Origin of the sequence: Paraclostridium dentum, from assembly GCF_012922555.1 — a bacterium.
In the GTDB taxonomy this organism is placed as follows: domain Bacteria; phylum Bacillota; class Clostridia; order Peptostreptococcales; family Peptostreptococcaceae; genus Paraclostridium; species Paraclostridium dentum.
In genome coordinates this window covers 501,159-518,366 of record NZ_WIPK01000001.1, presented here as the reverse complement: position 1 = coordinate 518,366, position 17,208 = coordinate 501,159, and the positions used below count along the sequence as shown (strand labels likewise).

Below are 17,208 nucleotides of genomic sequence, written 5' to 3'. Positions count from 1 at the left end.
AAATGCTAATAAAGGATTGAATTTAATCAATCCTTTATTAGCATACTATTTATTTTCTACAACTCTTACCTTCTGGGTTTAACATATAATCTATATTTGATATAAACCCAATTTTGTGATTGTATATGAAGCTAGATCTTATTCCTCCAACTAACTTTCCATCTTGTATTACAGGTGATCCACTCATTCCACCTATTACTCCACCTCTATATTCTTTAAGTTCTTTATCTTTTACTTTTATTTTAGCTCCATCTTCATATATTTTTGTTATTTCTATTTCATGTAATTTTTTTTCGTTAGTAACAGGTGACTTGCAATAAATATATGCTTTACCTTTCTTAGGTCTTGTTACTTCTAAAGCGTTCTTATCATTAAATGTACTTTCTTTTAATTTTCCTTTTACTCCATATTCACTGTATTTATTTATATCTCCAATATAATTTAATTTTCCTTCTTTATTTTCTTTTAAATGCGGTTTTAGTCCACCATCATTAAATAATGTTGCTTTAATTGAATGCACATACGCAGTCTCAAAGACTTGAGTACTAAGTGCTACTTCAGATCCATCTACATTATGACTCAAACCTATAAAGCTTCCATCTTCACTTACTGCAGTTACAGTTCCGCAAAACTGTTGAGTAAAACTCAAATAAATCCCTCTAAAATCCTTGCCTGTAAAAACCTGAACATTCTCTTTTCCTTCTCTTAGAAATCTTACTAAAACTTTCTCATCTTCTGATTTATAAAGATCTGTTAAATCATTTAAATCATATTTTAATTTTTTCTTCATAGAAATTGCTGATAATATAATATCGTTCTTTTTAAAATCCGTATCTTCATTTACAAGCATATCAACCATAGGATATTTTAAATTTAAATTAACAAAAACAACTTCTGCTGATGGCATAAGTTTTCCTACGCTGTTTTGTCCAAAGCATAAGTTAGTTGATAAAAGTATAGCTACAATCATTAATGATAAAATGTTTGTTAGTCTTTTCATAGCGTATCCCTTCTTAAAATTATTTTGATATTTATATTATTTTTCTATAAAATCATGTTTTTTATTATACTTTTATATAATTAGGAATATATTTTATTATTTACTAATATTTAGGTGGTGTTTTATGAATTTTGATAAGAATAAACTGGAAGTTAATTTTATTTTTCCAATGACAAAAACTTATATATTAAAAGATAGGAAATATACGCTTACTCATAGCGATGATACAGGTATATTATATCTAGATATCGCTAATTTTTATAACTATAAAAAAATTAATATAAATTTAAGAGATGAAGTTTTAGGAGGTTGGGTTTTTATTGAAAAAAATAAGTACGCATTATTACTCAACATTTGTTTGAAAGGAAATTCCACATATGAGATTAAAAGAAAATATGAAATTTTCAAATCTCATTTGGAATTAGCCATTACAGCTATATTATATGGAGATAGAGATTTTTTACTTGAAAATAAATTTTTATTAGATTCTAATATAATAGTTAATTTTTCGTCTTCATATTTTATGTACAATTGTTCTGAATATTACGGTTTAGTAAAAAATCATTTAATAGAAATTTGATACTTTTTTAAAAGAGGCTCTTTCATATTTTGCCTCTTTTTATTTTTTTAAAATTTGAATATGGTTTTTAAAAAGTTGATTATAAGTATTCAAAAATGAGTTAGATAGTTCATTAACCTTTCCTTCCCAATTCTTGTCAAAATCTTCATCTGGACAGTAACTCACTTGAATTGCATCAACAGATAAACCTTTATAATATGCAGCTCCTTCTTTTAAGTAGTTTTTACTTAAGTGCCTGGCTGTTTGAAGTATAGATTCCTGTTGGCTTGGAAATAATTTTCCCTCAGAATTATCACTGTATACTTCATATCCTGTTAAGTTATTGTCTTCTACAGCTCTTCTTGAAGTTGCAAACCCACTTTCAAGAGCAACTACACCCGCCATGAAAAAAGCATTTACTCCATACTTTTGCTCAGCTTCTACAAATGCGTCCGATAAATGAATCATACTTTTAGCTCCTGTAGTATTTTCTAATACTTCTTTCATCTCATCCTTACTTATATGGCTTATATATGTCACATTATCTCTATTATAGCTAACGTTTAATATTCTAGCTTCTTCAGCTGTAATTTTATTTTGTTGTTTAGTTTTGTCTTCGTTTTTACTTACTATGCTTTTAACTTCACTTTCTTGTATCTTTTCATTTATTTTATTTGAATTTTCTTTCTTTATTAATTTTTGTTGTGATGATAAATCACAGCCTATCAGCATAGATGATAAACATACTAAAACTATTAGTTTTTTCCATAATTTCATATTTATTTATCTCCTTATTAAAATTTAAATATTTATCCTTAAAATTCAATATTTATATCCAACTTCCTCTTCGCAAGTTATATCAATAAATACGATTAATATACATTTTTATTTATTTTTTATCATAATAATAGTTTAAACAGTATTATCATATTAATTTTTTAGAATTTAATTCATAAAAAGGTAATAATATTTAATTATATATTCTAATACGTAGGTAATACTATTATTACAACTTAATAGAAAATATAATGTCTCATTAATAGGTAGGTTAATCTTATGTTAACTTCATTTTTTTTAATTTGACTTTCAATCTTCATGGTATTTACAATTTTACCTCGTAAGTTGAAGTATGTATTTTCTATAAGTTTATCTATATTTTCGAAAACAATTGGTTTAATACTACTTGTTTTCATATTAATATCTAGTTGTAATTTTCTAATATAAATTATAATTAGATATATAAAAAGGACATCGTACAAACGATGTCCTTCTTTATTTAAACCATTTTATTTTTTATTATATTTTCTATAATTTTTTCTAAAGTTAAATCTTCGGTGTCAATATTTTCCAATTCAAGTATATACTCCTCGAACTCCACTTCTACAAACCTATCTGCCTTATTATCTTCATTTATATAATCCACTATTTTGTAGTCTTTAATTTCTTCTTCTAAATACTCTCTTAGTTCATTATATTCTTCTTCACTTATTTTATTTTTGTTACATCTGCAATTTGGGCATCCCATAAATATTTCTCCTTTTTTATTTGATTTAAATCTAGCGTAAGCTGTTCTATTAAAAGTTTATTGTTTTTATTTTTACTTATTTCCTTTTTTGTTTCTTTATTATCTTGTATAACATTAATTTTTAAAAGTAACTTTTTTAAAGAAGATAAGTTATCAATAGATATACTTTCATTATTAACAATTAAGGTATATCCTACTCCAGTTTTCTTAATTGTTAAGTTAGGATCATCCATCTTTATAGATAAAACCTTAGAATCCATATATTCCACTGAAAATGTATTTTTCTTTTTTGAAAACAATTCTATTAGCTTATCATTTAACACTTTTTCTTTTTTTGATTTTGACTTTTTCATCTCTATTGCACCCATTCTTATAAGTAATGGTTCTAATAATTTTAAGTCATTTAAAAATATAGGTCCTCCCTTTAAATTAACACTGTATCCTTTACTTGAGGCTTCTATTTTTATATCTTTTTCATTTATATATATAGACGTTATTTTTCCATCAACATATTTAACTTCATAAGATTTATCTATTTTAGCTAATACACTTGTTACTTTATTTGGCAAATACATACAAATTCCTCTTTTATTTTAGTTTTTTACTTAAAATATATCATTTATTGCAAATTATTGCAACATAAAAAAATAGACTATATTTAAGTATAGTCTATTTTCATAATTTTTTTAAAGTTCGCTTACTTTTAAATAGAAGTTAGTTAATGTTATTTCAAAGTATGGAACAAGCCATAAAAATCCTATACCAAGTGATAATACACATAATATAGACCAACCTATAAAGCTTAGCTCTAAAACAAAATAATCAAATTTATGACCTTTCATCATTCTAGCGCTTTCTTTTATACATTCCATAGCTGATTTATCAGGATTTTCTGCTAATATATAATTAGCTTGAGAAAACATTATTCCTACTATAATTCCCGGTATAACAAATAATATAGTTCCTATAAATACACATATCCATATTATAAAGTTCATCACTAATGCTTTTATAAATACATCAAACCCTGAAAATAAATCATTAAATTGTGTAGTTGAATCTTTACGTGCTAATTTAAGTGAAAATCTACTGATTCCAACTTGAAGTGACCCATAAACTAAAAGTCCTATTATATTTAAACTTAGTCCAATCATAGATCCTTCTGTAGAGTTAGTTAATTCTACATTCGCTAATTGAAGAATAGCTGAATAACAAACAAAAACTAATATTGCTACAAGCCATCTTCCTTTTAGTTGATCCTTTGCACTACTTTTTAACTCTGCTCTTGTAAACATATTTACACCTCCATATTCAATTATTAATATTTATACCTTAAACTCGGTTTACTAAACAATTATATACATATAATGAAAATTATTACATATATAAATTTTTTATTATATCTTTTCATTTTGTATATAATATAAGCTATAAAAATATCCTTTAATATCTATAAGTTCTTCAAAACTTCCTTTTTCTATCACCATTCCATCTTTCATTACTATAATTTCATCATAATTAGTAAGTAAATTTTTTATAAGTTTATGTGTAACAACTATCATTGTTAAATTTTCTAAATTCAAAAGTGATTTTTCTAAACTATATGCAGTTTCATTATCAAGTGCTGATGTAGATTCATCTAATATTAATATCTTAGTTTCATTTATCAAAGCTCTCGCAATTGCAATTCTTTGTTTTTCTCCACCTGATAATTTATTTCCATTTTCTCCAACTAGTGAATCAATACCATCTTCTAGCCTATTTATAAGTCCCATTATTCCAGATCTTTTGCAACTCTCAATTACACTTTCATCACTATAATTCGAGAACAACCTTATGTTTTCTTTTATAGAGTCATCAAACATAAAAACATTTTGCTGTATCATAGATATAGTTTTATATAAATCACTACTATATATTTTATTTAAATCTTTATTATCAATAGTTATTTTGCCCTCATATTCATTATAATATCTCATAATTAACTTAATTAATGTACTTTTGCCACATCCACTTTCACCAACTATTGCATATTTTTTATTTCTTTCAAATTTTAAATTTATATTTTTTAATGCATTTCGTTCTTTTGTATATGAAAAATTAAGATCTTTTATATCTATGCAATCTCTAAAGCTCTTTATTTCTTCAGATTCTTCAGATTCATTATTTACATTTAATATATCTTCAACTTTTTTACCAATAAGAGATACTGATTTTATTTGATTTATAAGTGATATACTAGTTTTAACAGGTCCAACTATATGAGTACTAAGTTGAATTATTATTATTGCTGTTCCTACAGATATACTTTTTTTATACATTAAGTATCCACCTAAAATTAAAACTCCTAAATATATAGTTACACTAAAAGCTAACGAAAAACCCTTTATAATCGCTTCTAATATAGAACACTTTCTTTTTGAGTTTTCCACATTTAAAGAATTATTAACGAAAATCTTATTTATTTTTTTGCTTATGTTGAATCCTTTTATAACTTCAAACCCCGAAAATAAATCTTTTGTTACAGAAGTTATTTCTTCTAAATTTTTAGAGTACTCATTTTTTTCTATGACTAGCTTTTTTGAAAGTGCATTAGGAATTATAAATCCTAAAACTCCAAATATATATATAAATATTACTATATATGGACTTATGTAAAATAATGCACATAAAGAAATTAAAAATGATAACAGTGATGATATAACTAAGAATATATTATTTAGAAAATTATCTTCTATTAATTTTATATCATTATATAATACTGATATGTATTTCCCACTATTGTCCAAAGAAAAATCTTTTATATCTTTATTCATTAATTTAGAAAACACATCGCATCTTAAGTAATTAACAGTATTTTTGATATAGTTTGACATAACAAGTCCATCTAAATATTCTGTAAAAAACATTATTATTATTAGTGCAATAGTTACTGTAACTATTGGGATAAATTTTTCTACTTGCCCGCTCGCAAATATATCAACTATAAATCCCATAATAAAATCAAAACATATACTTGCTAATGCTACTAATGATATGGTAATCACTCTAAGAAAAAACTGCCATTTATACTCTAGAGCATATTTAAAGAGTATCCTCATACTTAATCCTCCTATTTTTTATTTTTCAAAAACTTAAAAAAGGCCTATTATATAGACCTTTTAAGTTTACTATTAAAATTTAGTCATGTCCAATGTATTCGTTTGATTAAGCTATATAATATTTAGTAAAATTAACTTTCATACAAATCTCCTAATTTTTTTGAATATCTATTTTTAAAAATTCACATAATATAACTAACCTTCTGGGTACAATCATCGTGACAAACGCATTTTTTACCGAAAAGACTAGATTTTTTCTAGTCTTCTTATTTTTGCAAATCTAATTTTCAAACACATATATTTTAAAATAAGTTTATTTTGTTAAATTTTTCTACAATATAGTTTATTGATTTCTACACATACTATTTAAAAAAGGATGTGTGATTATATTGTTAAAAAAATTTAGTATTATTATATTTATAACTTTAATTATTTTTACAAGTAATATAAATGTTTCTCATGCTCTTAGCATTACCGCTCCAGATTCAGTTAACAATCAATATATTAAAGATTTAGAAATAATCGATAATTATATGTACCTATTAACTAAATCTGTAATTATGGGAAACTATAAAGAGGATGAAATAAATAAAAATATTAAATTTATAGAAACTTTAATTAATGACTTAAATATAAAAGTTTCAAAACTTTCTCAAGAAGACACTGATGCCATACTATCTATGCAATCTATACTAAATCTTTACAAAATATCGCTTCTGAAGATTCAATCATATTTGGAAACTAAAGATCCTGACAATTTAATTGATGCTATTAATGCATTTTCACTAGCTTCTAACGCTTCAAAAGAATTAGGAAAAATTATAAGTGATGCGGGAAAATAAAATCCCGCTTTTTAAATTTATATAGTTCTTAATATCCCCACCATACTAGTATATATAGTATCCTATTTAAGTAGTGTCATTTTAATTGTCAGTGAAAATTAAAAATGTCAGTTAAAGTCAGTAAATTTATACTGACCAAAACTGACATTTTTATTTAAATACTAGTTATACACTCATTTGTGTAAATTAATACTCATAAATTTTTTAGTGGTGTCCACATCCGTCGTGAGAACAAGTATGGTTACTTGGGAACTCACTTAATTTATTTTCTTTAAATAAGTTTAAGTTATCTTCAAGAGTATCTGCTTGAGCTTTAAAAACTTTTATTCCCATAGAATTTAATTTAACAATAGCACCTTGCCCTATTCCACCTACTATTACAGCGTCTACAACATTTCCTGATAATGCTTTTATAGGTTGACACTTACCATGTTCATGTCCTAAGTCTCCATTGCTTATTTCTGATAATTCCTCATTTTCTAAGTTATAAACTAGGAACATAGGAGCTGATCCAAAATGTCCAAATGGTTTACTTTTTAATCCTTCATTCACTTCTACTGGTATACAAACTTTCATTTTTAAATCTCCCTTCTTTTGCAGCACTTTCTTATAGACTTACAATTTTTGCTACAATCAGTGCTATCTAGTTTGATATTTGAAGTATCTAATAAATTATTATTTATACTTCCTATTGAATTAAAAAAAGATATACATTCATCAAATGCGCTTTCATTTACATGATAAAAAACATAATATCCTTCTTTATATCCAGTTATTATTTCAGCTTCTTTTAAAACTTTGATATGTTGTGAAACTGATGAGTCAGTTATTCCTAAGTACTTTGATATACCTTTTTGGCATATATCTCGTTTCGAGACTAATAATAAAACTTTAAGTCTTGTTTCATCACTTAGAGCTTTAAATATTTTAGCTACTTTTTCCATATGAACCTCTTTTTGATTAAGTAATTACTTAATTAGATTATAATACTCTTAACTATTTTTTTCAACCAACATTTTACAAAAACTTTTAAATTTATTTTATTAATAGATTTATTTTTTGTTTTTGTGGTATCTATTTTAATAAAGGAGTGATAGTTTTGATTAATTTTAGAGATATAGGTGGATGCAAGTCATCAGATGGAAGAGTTGTTAAAGAAGGTTTGTTTTTTAGATCTGCTAATTTAGTTAATTTATCTAAAAACGACTTACAAATGTTAAAAGATTTAAACATAAAAACTATATTTGATTTTAGAGATGAAAGTGAAAGATTAAGCAGTCCTTCTGACATAGTAGAAAATATAAATTATATAAGAATTCCTGCTATGCCTCAATTAAAGTCAAATATAGCCCAATTAGGTTCAATAAAAGAAATGATGGAAAATATGTTTGATAAAAACAATGCATTTGAACTGTTAAAAGAGGCTTATTATAATTTACCAGTTAATAACCCTGCGTATAAAGAACTAGTAAAGCTTATGCAAAATGATTCAAACCTTCCAATTCTTATGCACTGTACAGCAGGAAAAGATAGAACAGGGGTTGGATCTGCGATAATTCTAATGATTTTAGGAGTTAATCGAAGTTCTATAGTTGAAGATTATCTTAAAAGTAATCAATCTGCCAAAGATTCTATAAATGAAATTTTATCAGTTCAACCTGAATTAAAAAATGTGCCAAAAGATAAGTTAAAATATATATTTGGAGTTAATGAAATCTACATAAATGAAGTTTTCAAAAGGATAGATAGTGATTTTGACTCAACAGAAGATTATTTATTTAAAGAATTTAATTTAACTAAAAATGATATAAAAAATTTACAATCTAAATATTTATATTAATTCAAAATAATAAATGAGCTGTTTTTAACTTAAATTGCTTTACGTTAAACCCAACTCATTTATTATTTTTATCTTATTTATATGATATTTTTAACTTTTTATTTTTTATGTCTATATCCTTTATATATAAAGCTATATTTCTTTTTGATACTTCTTCATTTATATAGTCAATTCTATTCATTTCGTTATTGTTTTTATATATTATTTTCATAGGACTATATATATCACATTTAATGTCTTTTAAAATTTCTCTAAATGTTTCTAGCTTCCAACGTTTAAAGTCTTTACTTATACTATCAATAACATAATCAGTATTAACTCTTTTTATATCACAATCATGCAAATCTCTTTTTAGTTTATTTATAGTGGTGTTATTGTGACCTATATCTAAGATTATAAAGTATCCATAATCATATTTACTTCTTATAAGTCTTCCATAAGCTTGTTTAGCTTTTATACTTAATTGAGGATAGTTAACATCGTCATATGTAGTTCTTTTGAAACTTCTTATTGATGAGTACAACGGATCATCCAAACTTTTATTCGGGAGTTTATCAAGAATTACGCAAGTTAACCCTTCTCCTTGTATATCAACCCCTTCAAAACAACTCTTAGAAGCTAAGACAACACACTTTTTACTCAAATCTCTTAAGTTATTAACTGCTGATTTATCCTTATACAGTTCTATATTATGAATATTTAATCTATGAACAAGCTTTTTATAAACTTTTTCTAATCTATTCTTACTTGTAAATAAAGCTAGTACATGTCCATTACTATTTACACATATATTTTCAATCAACTTCACAGTGTCATTTATAAATTCATCATTTAAAGCATTGTATTTTGGAAACTCTTCCATTGCTAAAATTTTAGTTTTTCCTTTATAATCATATATAGACTCAATTGTTTTTTCTATAGTCTTGTGCTTATCTAATCCCAATGTTCTTTTAAACGTACTCATATTATTATTTATATTTAATGTTGCTGATAAAAAAACAACTGTATTTACAGTACTTAAAAACATACTTTCAAACATTTCAGCTACATCAATAGGTATAACCCTTATGTTAAAATACTTATATTCATTATTTATATCAATGATCCTACAATAGTTGTCTAACTTTTTTTCTATAAAGCTTTCAATGGTTAATATATTGCAATCTATATCCATTGTCTTTGCGCTTATTGTATTAAATATATAACTATCATCTTCTCCTTCTTTTTCACATTGATCTATTATATAGTTTAAAGATCTTAATATTTCTTTTAAATATATAACAATGTTTTCAAATTCACTTCGCATATATCCACTTATATCCACTCTATTTTTAAAAGATACATTGCTAAGGGGAGCTTGCTGCCTATTTATTTCCCAAGAATGGTCATATAGCCCACTCTTTAAAGACTTTCCACATCCATTTAGTATGTTATTTATACTTTGTTTTGCTAAAGTTATTTTTTCTTGCAATTTTGCTTTTATATTACTATCTAGTTGAAGTTTTCCCGCAACACTAATATAAAATTTATCCATAGTACTTACATTTTTATGATTGATCTCACTATGAGGATATAATTCATCTAATAACTTATCTAATAAAATACTATTACACTCTGAGGTAAAGAAATCATAGCTTTTTTCCATTAAATTATGGCCTTCATCTATTATTAAATAATCCAATTGTTTTTGCTCTTTATACGGCCATTTTGCAAGTAAAGAATGGTTAATAACAGTTATATGTTCTTTTTTCAATTCTTTTATTCTATTTTTATAAAAACATCTTTCAATGCACTTTTCTGGATAACAGATATCTGATTCACATCTTAAATTAAAAATTAACCCTTCTATTTCAGAGAAAATATATTTAACATTGTTAGGAATTTCCTCTATATCTCCATATTCTCCATTTTCAATTAGTCTTTGAATATATAAAAACTCTAGCAATTCACTTTGACTTTTAAATACTACGCTTTTTTTGTATTCTTCCAATCTTCTATTACATAGGTAATTATTTTTACCCTTCATACATCCATAGTTTATTTTACTTTGTAAGTTTAAGGATTTTAAAACTGTAGGTATATCTTTGTTTATAAGTTGCATCTGTAAATTTTTTGTATCTGTAGATATAACAATTTTCTTTCCATTATAAAAAGACTCCATAATTGCTGGAATTAGATATCCAACACTTTTCCCGATTCCTGTAGGAGCTTCTATACACCCTATTTTAGGTGCATCCTCTTTACTGTTAAACACATCTTTTATAAACTTGGTAAATTCATGCTGCTTTGGTCTAAATATATAACTAAAATTTTTAGAGCTTGTCCAAAGTTCATTTAATTTTAATAAATCCTCATATGAGTTTTTATATTTTGATAAATTTACATTATGTCTATTTCCTTGGGAATCTTTTTCATTTATTTCAAACAACACACTTTGTTCAAATTCATTTTTTTCATCTATTTCTTTTAAATATTTAATCCATTCCCAAGACTTTATATTGGAGCTTTTAAAATATTGTTCTAAATTAAAATAAAGTTTATCTAATCTAGTCTCCTCACTCTTCCAAAGTCTAATCAAAAGAGCATTTACTAATTGTATATTTAGTAAAACATCGTTTAATGCTCTATTATTTACCTGTTTATTAATATCTGTAACTTTATTTATAAGATAGTTAAGTTCATAATTTATATGAAATGGCTCTAAAATAATAGCTAGCTGCATAGAATCTAAAAGTTCATTTTTTAATCTTTTATTTTCAAAAATATATTTATCTAAGAAGCACTTTTTTGATTTTAAATCATGACAAATTATAGGACAGTCTTTTATAAAATCTATAAATTTATTTCTTATTTGATATATAGTAGGTGCCTTATCTAAATCATTTTGCTTAAGGTTTTTACAAGTCCCAAATACACTTACAGGAACTTCCTCATAAGGTTTAATCAAAGTATTAAACTTAAAAACTTCATTATTTATAACTTTAATAGCTGCAATTTCTATTATTTCAGAGGTATTAGGGTTTAATCCACTAGTTACTATATTTAAGTATACAACATCATTTAATATGCTTTTCATATAATACCTCCTCCATTTAGAATAACCTTAATTATACCATTTAAAATATATAAAAAACAAAAAACTGTCTAATTAATTAGACAGTTTCTAATATACCTATTAATATTGCACCTTTTGATGTATATGTTCCCATAACAGATCCAACCGAACTTATTGTTATATCTTTAAAATCATACTCTTTTGACATAATCTCTTTAACCTTTAATGCTTTTTCTTTACAATTAGAATGACCTATTGCTAAACTATATTTCTTTTCACTACTAATATTTTTATATATGTTTTCTATAACTTTTTTAATTGAATTACTATCCCCTCTTGCTTTATCAACAGGTTTTACAATTCCATCTATAACTTGAATTATAACTTTAAAATTCAATGCATTTATAAGTTTTCCAGCTAAAGGATTTACTCTACCACCTTTAATTGCATTTTCTAGTGTTTCAAGTGAACCATAAAAAGTAACTTTTTCTTTTAGACTTTCTATAGTCTTCACTATCTCATCTAAATTTTTCCCTTCCTCTGCTAACTGAGCAGCTTTAATAACTAAAAGCCCTTGACCAACTGATCCATTAGCAGTATCAATCACTTCTATTCTTTTGTTATTATTATCTTCCTCAAACATGTTTTTTGCAAGTACCGCTGTTGAATATGTAGCTGATAGCTTTGAAGATAAAGTTAAAACTAAAATTTCTTCTTCTTCACAATCATATACATTTACAAACTTTTCAGGTGATGGACACGATGTTTTAGGAAGTTCCTTTGAACTTGCCATTCTATTGTAAAATGCATCACTATCCATATCTCCATCAGCGTAAGTATCTTCCCCAAATGAAACATTTAACTTTACTATTTCTATATTATATTTCTGTACTAACTCTTTATTTAAATCACAAGAACTATCTGTTATTATCTTGATTTTTTTCATTCATATATCTCCTTATTTTTTCAGTCGGCCGGTCGGCCGATATATCTTTTATTTAATTGTACATTTGATTTATATTAAAGTCAATCATAAAAAATTCTCTTCTCTCGATGTATTACGTCTTCTAACTTTTCATATCTCCAAAGACTTTGCTGGTTACTCAAAAAACCTTATTTTAAACGTATTTTTGCTATATGTTACTTTGTTGACAATAAAAATTTATAAGCTTATAATTATTTTATTAAAATAGCAGTTAATTGTAGAAAGGTTGACTTTATGAAATCAAATAATACTAATATGAAAGAAAATATTTTATTATCTGCAACAGAATTGATAACCAAAAACGGAGTTAAAAATACTAGTTTATCTGATATAGCAAAAGCAGTAAATATAAGTAAAGGTACTTTATATTATCACTACTCATCAAAAGATGCATTAATCTCTGAAATTGCCAATACTCACTTAAATGCAATCAGTGAATCTATACTCCAATGTATTCAAGGTATGGATCCAAATAATCCAAAAGAGCAAATGATAAACTTAATAATGGAGAAAATCTCCGATATAGAAGATAGAGGTAGAATACACATGTACATTCTTTGTGAAGCTATTACAGGGAATGATACTTTAAAAGAACAAATAAAATTAAAATATATAGAATGGCGTAATACATTAAAATCAGAAATTGTTAAAATAAGTTCAAAAGATGCTGAAGCTCTTTCATTCTTACTAGTTTCTATAGTTGATGGATTAGTTCTTCAAGGATTATTAAAAACTGAAAACTTACCATTTGAAAATATAGCTGATTTTTTAGTTACAAATTGGTATTAGTTAAATATAAGATAATACTTAATAGGCCTAACACTAATTAGTGTTAGACCTATTTTTATTTTTATTTATTTTTGAGGATTGCCGGCATTAATTTGTAAGAAATAAGTTGATGAATCTTTCATAGTTTTAAATTCCTTAGAATCTTTATATTTATCAACGTTTTCAGATGTAACACCTACTCTATCTATTGCATCTGTTTCATATAGATTAAGCGCTGAATTCGCATCTTTAACTATCTTTGTATTTATCTCATCTAATTTGACAGCTGAATTATCCCAATAAGTAGGATTCTTTGTCATTGAATAATGATCTTCTATTTTCCATTCACTTAATGTAAATGGTCCATTGTATAAAGTAGACTTAGCTGTTGTTCCAAATGTATCTCCTTGAGATTCAACAAATTTTTGATTTTGAGGTAAATAAACTCCAAATGCCATTAATTTATCAAAATAAGTAACCGGTCTTACTAATTTCACTTCTAAAGTATAATCATCTATAGCTTTTACTCCTACAGAATCAGGATCTTTATTTTCTCCTAAATTGTACTCTTTTGCACCAACTATATCATGCATTATAAATCCATATTGCGATGCTGTTTCTGGATTTAAAGTTCTCTTCCATGAGTATTCAAAGTCTTTTGCAGTAACTTCATCCCCATTTGACCACTTAGCATCTTTTCTTAATTTAAATGTCCATGTTAATCCATCTTCAGATGTTTCCCAGCTTTCTGCAATTCCTGGTATAGCTTTGTTTTCTTTGTCTATTCTAACTAATCCCTCCATAGTATTAGTCATTACCTCAAATGAAACAGTATCTGTAGCTTTACTTGGGTCTATAGTTGGAATATCAGAAGTACTTATTAAGTTTAATTGTTTTTTCTCTTTATCAACATCTGCCCACTTATATGACCATGGAACTGTAGGGAATTTAAACATATCGCTTACATATTCCTTTTGCATATAAGCCATTCCTGATTGAATTAATGGAGCAATATATGCATCCTCTAACATAAGTTTTTCAGCTTCAGCAAATTTTTTCCAACTTTCATTTTGTTCTGGCATTGCTTTTGCTTCATTTACTAATTTATTATATTCATCACTTTTATAACCTGTATTAGATGCATAACTTACACCCTTCATCATAGTGTCTAAAAATGTTAGAGGGTCTGGGTAATCTGCTCCCCATCCTGCGTAAGCTAATTGGAATTTACCTTTTTGCTCTAACTCTATTTTTTGCTTAAATGGTTGAGTTTTGATTTTTATTGTTAATCCAGGTAAATTTTCTTGAAGCTCAGATTGCATAAACTCAGCTTGTCGCTTACTTGTATCACTATCAAAAGTTACTAGCTCTAAAGTTACAGTACCAAATCCAACTTCTTCTTTTGCTTTATCCCAGTACTTTTTAGCTTCTTCACCATTATAAGAATATCCAATTTTCCCAGCAACATCTCTATAGTCTTTTCCATCTTTGTTTATAGCTAACTCATTAGGTACAAAGTAATCAGCTGGAACAGATCCATTATTTAATATAACATCACATAATTCCTGTTTATCTATAGCCATATTTATAGCTATTCTTGCATTTTTATTTGCAAGCACATTATATGGATCAGCTTCCTTACCTGAATTATTTGATCCTGTCGTACCTTGATTTGATGTACACCCAGCTAAACTAGACATTCCTATTGTTGATATAGTTAACAATGCTAATAACCTTTTTCTATGAACCATAAAACCCTCCTAAATATAATTATTTTTATAATTATATTTAGGAGGGCCTATAAAAATTCCTAAAAATTAATGTGACATTCCAATTATTGCTCCTATTACATAAGGTATTAACCATATACACCAAACAAATATACTAAATTTATGGAATACTCTTTGTTTTTCTTTGTCATTTTTATAAAGTACCCAAGTAGCCCAAACTGCATGAAATAGCATTAATAATATTGCTATAGTCCCTGTGATACCATGTATCATTTCTGCAGTTGGTGAAATTCCACTAACTCCTGTTTTAGCAATTTGACTCATTAAAAAAGTACCTGTTGTATCACAAATTAAACCTAAATAAAAAATTATTACATGATTTTTCTTTAAAACCTTAGCTTTTCTCTCACTAAATACACCTATTGTATAAAATACTAAAGCTAATGTTATAGCTGTTATAGCCGCTATTAATTTAAAACTCATAATTGTTCCTCCTTATTAGTTTGCATGCAAACTATTTTGTTATAATAATGTTATACCCGAGATTATATTTTGTCAAACAATTATTTTAATTTATTTTTTAATAAATTTAACGACTTAATGATTTCAGTTCTTTCATCTTCATTTAAATTATCAAATAAGTTTCCAAAAGTTTCTTCTGATTTTCTTCTAAAATATTTTGCAAATTCTAGTCCTTTAGTAGAAAATTGTATATAAGTGTTCCTTTTATCATTATCGTATTTTACCTTTTTTATATAATCGGCTTGCTCAAGTCTATTAACAATACCAGATACTGTTCCTTTTGATAGATACATTTCATTGCAAATTTGGCTTATATTTATTTCCTTATTGTGTGCAACTAATTTTAATACCATTATTTGTTGATGAGTTAACCCACTTTCAGATAATCCTGCCTCTATCTTACACATAGATTTTGAATATATCTCTTTTATTAACATTAATATTTCAAATGAATCGCTCATTATAATTACCTCCATCTTTACAAATATATTGTTTCTTTTATATACTTTATATAATACATTTATTTATGTATTATATAAAGTATATAAAAGAATATTAAAACAAATTAAAGGATTTTTACATATGGAGAAATTTATTAAAAAACAAAAAACTTTAAGCACAAAAGATAAGTTTACTATAACCCCCAATTTTAAAACTCCATTTATATCACCTGAAAATATAATTCATATAGGTGAGATTGCACAAAAATATAATGGTGTACTTAAAATTGGAACTAACCAAAAAATTTCAATAATAAATATTGAGGAGATAAGTTTACAAAGAGTTATAGACGATTTAAATTTTGATTGTGTTCCTAAAGGCAAAAACTTGCTAACGAATATAACAGTTTGTACTTCTAATTTTTGTAGAATGTGTAAATACCCTACAATAGGCATCTATATGAAAATAGTAAATGAATTTTACGGTATAGAATTACCTTCAAAAACTAAAATAGCAATATCTAGCTGTAAAAACTCATGTGTAAGTGCATATGTTAAAGATATAGGTATTTTAGCTGATTCAAATGGTAAGCTGTTTATAACTGTTGGAGGTTGTGCTGGAACCAGTCCTAAATCTGGATATGTACTAGCATCTGACTTAGATGAAAAAAGCACATATAAACTTTTTAAAAGTATTATTAACTATTATCAGTCAAATGCTAATTCAAAAGAAAAACTTAGAGAGTTTATAGATAGAATAGGTTTTGAAAATTTCAAATCTAATCTGTAACATAAAAATTTTACCTAACATGAAAAAGCCTGAAAATACAACTTATATTTT

The 17,208-nt window shown here is 25.7% G+C and carries 18 protein-coding genes; 5 read left to right on the top strand and 13 right to left on the bottom strand.

Annotation, left to right across the window (positions count from 1 at the left end; all coding sequences use genetic code 11):
• Nucleotides 1–49 precede the first annotated feature (49 nt).
• Complete coding sequence (locus GFJ41_RS02425; RefSeq protein ID WP_170074511.1) at nucleotides 50–1,000, bottom strand: SpoIVB peptidase S55 domain-containing protein; 951 nt, start codon at nucleotides 998–1,000, stop codon at nucleotides 50–52.
• Between the two features lie 124 nt (nucleotides 1,001–1,124).
• On the opposite strand from GFJ41_RS02425, the gene GFJ41_RS02420 reads away from it, so the two are divergent.
• Entirely contained in the window at nucleotides 1,125–1,580 is a 456-nt protein-coding gene (locus GFJ41_RS02420; RefSeq protein WP_170074510.1) for a staygreen family protein, read from the top strand.
• 39 nt (nucleotides 1,581–1,619) lie between these two features.
• Here the strand turns inward: GFJ41_RS02420 and GFJ41_RS02415 are convergent, their stop codons facing one another.
• The 5 genes from GFJ41_RS02415 to GFJ41_RS02395 form a co-directional block, all read right to left on the bottom strand.
• Complete coding sequence (locus GFJ41_RS02415) at nucleotides 1,620–2,336, bottom strand: glucosaminidase domain-containing protein (protein ID WP_170074509.1); 717 nt, start codon at nucleotides 2,334–2,336, stop codon at nucleotides 1,620–1,622.
• Nucleotides 2,337–2,835: 499 nt separating this feature from the next.
• A complete protein-coding gene (locus tag GFJ41_RS02410; RefSeq protein WP_021432655.1) occupies nucleotides 2,836–3,084 on the bottom strand; it encodes a hypothetical protein in 249 nt (82 codons plus the stop codon).
• The gene (locus GFJ41_RS02405) at nucleotides 3,045–3,659 is read right to left on the bottom strand and encodes a hypothetical protein (RefSeq protein ID WP_035116542.1); all 615 of its coding nucleotides are present in this window, start codon (nucleotides 3,657–3,659) and stop codon (nucleotides 3,045–3,047) included. The genes GFJ41_RS02410 and GFJ41_RS02405 overlap by 40 nt, the downstream gene beginning before the upstream one ends.
• Before the next feature lie 111 nt (nucleotides 3,660–3,770).
• Nucleotides 3,771–4,379, bottom strand: coding sequence for a DUF975 family protein (locus tag GFJ41_RS02400; RefSeq protein WP_053832345.1), 609 nt, complete (start codon nucleotides 4,377–4,379; stop codon nucleotides 3,771–3,773).
• Nucleotides 4,380–4,481: 102 nt separating this feature from the next.
• Nucleotides 4,482–6,185: an ABC transporter ATP-binding protein gene (locus GFJ41_RS02395; protein ID WP_170074508.1), complete on the bottom strand. Its 1,704-nt coding sequence runs from the start codon at nucleotides 6,183–6,185 to the stop codon at nucleotides 4,482–4,484.
• 389 nt (nucleotides 6,186–6,574) lie between these two features.
• On the opposite strand from GFJ41_RS02395, the gene GFJ41_RS02390 reads away from it, so the two are divergent.
• Entirely contained in the window at nucleotides 6,575–7,027 is a 453-nt protein-coding gene (locus tag GFJ41_RS02390; protein WP_035116544.1) for a hypothetical protein, read from the top strand.
• A 204-nt stretch (nucleotides 7,028–7,231) separates the two neighbouring features.
• On the opposite strand, the gene GFJ41_RS02385 is transcribed toward GFJ41_RS02390, so the two are convergent.
• Together GFJ41_RS02385 and GFJ41_RS02380 are read right to left on the bottom strand one after the other, a co-directional pair.
• Entirely contained in the window at nucleotides 7,232–7,603 is a 372-nt protein-coding gene (locus tag GFJ41_RS02385; RefSeq protein WP_021429165.1) for a NifB/NifX family molybdenum-iron cluster-binding protein, read from the bottom strand.
• A gap of 2 nt (nucleotides 7,604–7,605) precedes the next feature.
• The gene (locus tag GFJ41_RS02380) at nucleotides 7,606–7,971 is read right to left on the bottom strand and encodes an ArsR/SmtB family transcription factor (protein ID WP_021432649.1); all 366 of its coding nucleotides are present in this window, start codon (nucleotides 7,969–7,971) and stop codon (nucleotides 7,606–7,608) included.
• 155 nt (nucleotides 7,972–8,126) lie between these two features.
• On the opposite strand from GFJ41_RS02380, the gene GFJ41_RS02375 reads away from it, so the two are divergent.
• On the top strand, nucleotides 8,127–8,867 hold the full coding sequence (locus GFJ41_RS02375) for a tyrosine-protein phosphatase (RefSeq protein WP_170074507.1): 741 nt from the start codon (nucleotides 8,127–8,129) through the stop codon (nucleotides 8,865–8,867).
• A gap of 73 nt (nucleotides 8,868–8,940) precedes the next feature.
• On the opposite strand, the gene GFJ41_RS02370 is transcribed toward GFJ41_RS02375, so the two are convergent.
• Nucleotides 8,941–11,943 (bottom strand): helicase C-terminal domain-containing protein, encoded by a 3,003-nt coding sequence (locus tag GFJ41_RS02370; protein ID WP_170074506.1) that lies wholly within the window; start codon nucleotides 11,941–11,943, stop codon nucleotides 8,941–8,943.
• 76 nt (nucleotides 11,944–12,019) lie between these two features.
• On the bottom strand, nucleotides 12,020–12,868 hold the full coding sequence (locus GFJ41_RS02365) for a DegV family protein (RefSeq protein WP_170074505.1): 849 nt from the start codon (nucleotides 12,866–12,868) through the stop codon (nucleotides 12,020–12,022).
• A 273-nt stretch (nucleotides 12,869–13,141) separates the two neighbouring features.
• On the opposite strand from GFJ41_RS02365, the gene GFJ41_RS02360 reads away from it, so the two are divergent.
• Nucleotides 13,142–13,696, top strand: coding sequence for a TetR/AcrR family transcriptional regulator (locus GFJ41_RS02360; RefSeq protein WP_035116547.1), 555 nt, complete (start codon nucleotides 13,142–13,144; stop codon nucleotides 13,694–13,696).
• 65 nt (nucleotides 13,697–13,761) lie between these two features.
• Here the strand turns inward: GFJ41_RS02360 and GFJ41_RS02355 are convergent, their stop codons facing one another.
• From GFJ41_RS02355 to GFJ41_RS02345, 3 genes are all read right to left on the bottom strand, one after another.
• Entirely contained in the window at nucleotides 13,762–15,426 is a 1,665-nt protein-coding gene (locus GFJ41_RS02355) for an ABC transporter substrate-binding protein (protein WP_170074504.1), read from the bottom strand.
• Between the two features lie 66 nt (nucleotides 15,427–15,492).
• Nucleotides 15,493–15,888, bottom strand: a complete 396-nt coding sequence (locus GFJ41_RS02350; RefSeq protein WP_021432642.1) for an HsmA family protein — start codon at nucleotides 15,886–15,888, stop codon at nucleotides 15,493–15,495.
• A gap of 80 nt (nucleotides 15,889–15,968) precedes the next feature.
• Nucleotides 15,969–16,388: a MarR family winged helix-turn-helix transcriptional regulator gene (locus GFJ41_RS02345; RefSeq protein WP_029878171.1), complete on the bottom strand. Its 420-nt coding sequence runs from the start codon at nucleotides 16,386–16,388 to the stop codon at nucleotides 15,969–15,971.
• Nucleotides 16,389–16,509: 121 nt separating this feature from the next.
• On the opposite strand from GFJ41_RS02345, the gene GFJ41_RS02340 reads away from it, so the two are divergent.
• Complete coding sequence (locus GFJ41_RS02340) at nucleotides 16,510–17,157, top strand: ferredoxin-like domain-containing protein (protein WP_170074503.1); 648 nt, start codon at nucleotides 16,510–16,512, stop codon at nucleotides 17,155–17,157.
• Nucleotides 17,158–17,208 lie beyond the last annotated feature (51 nt).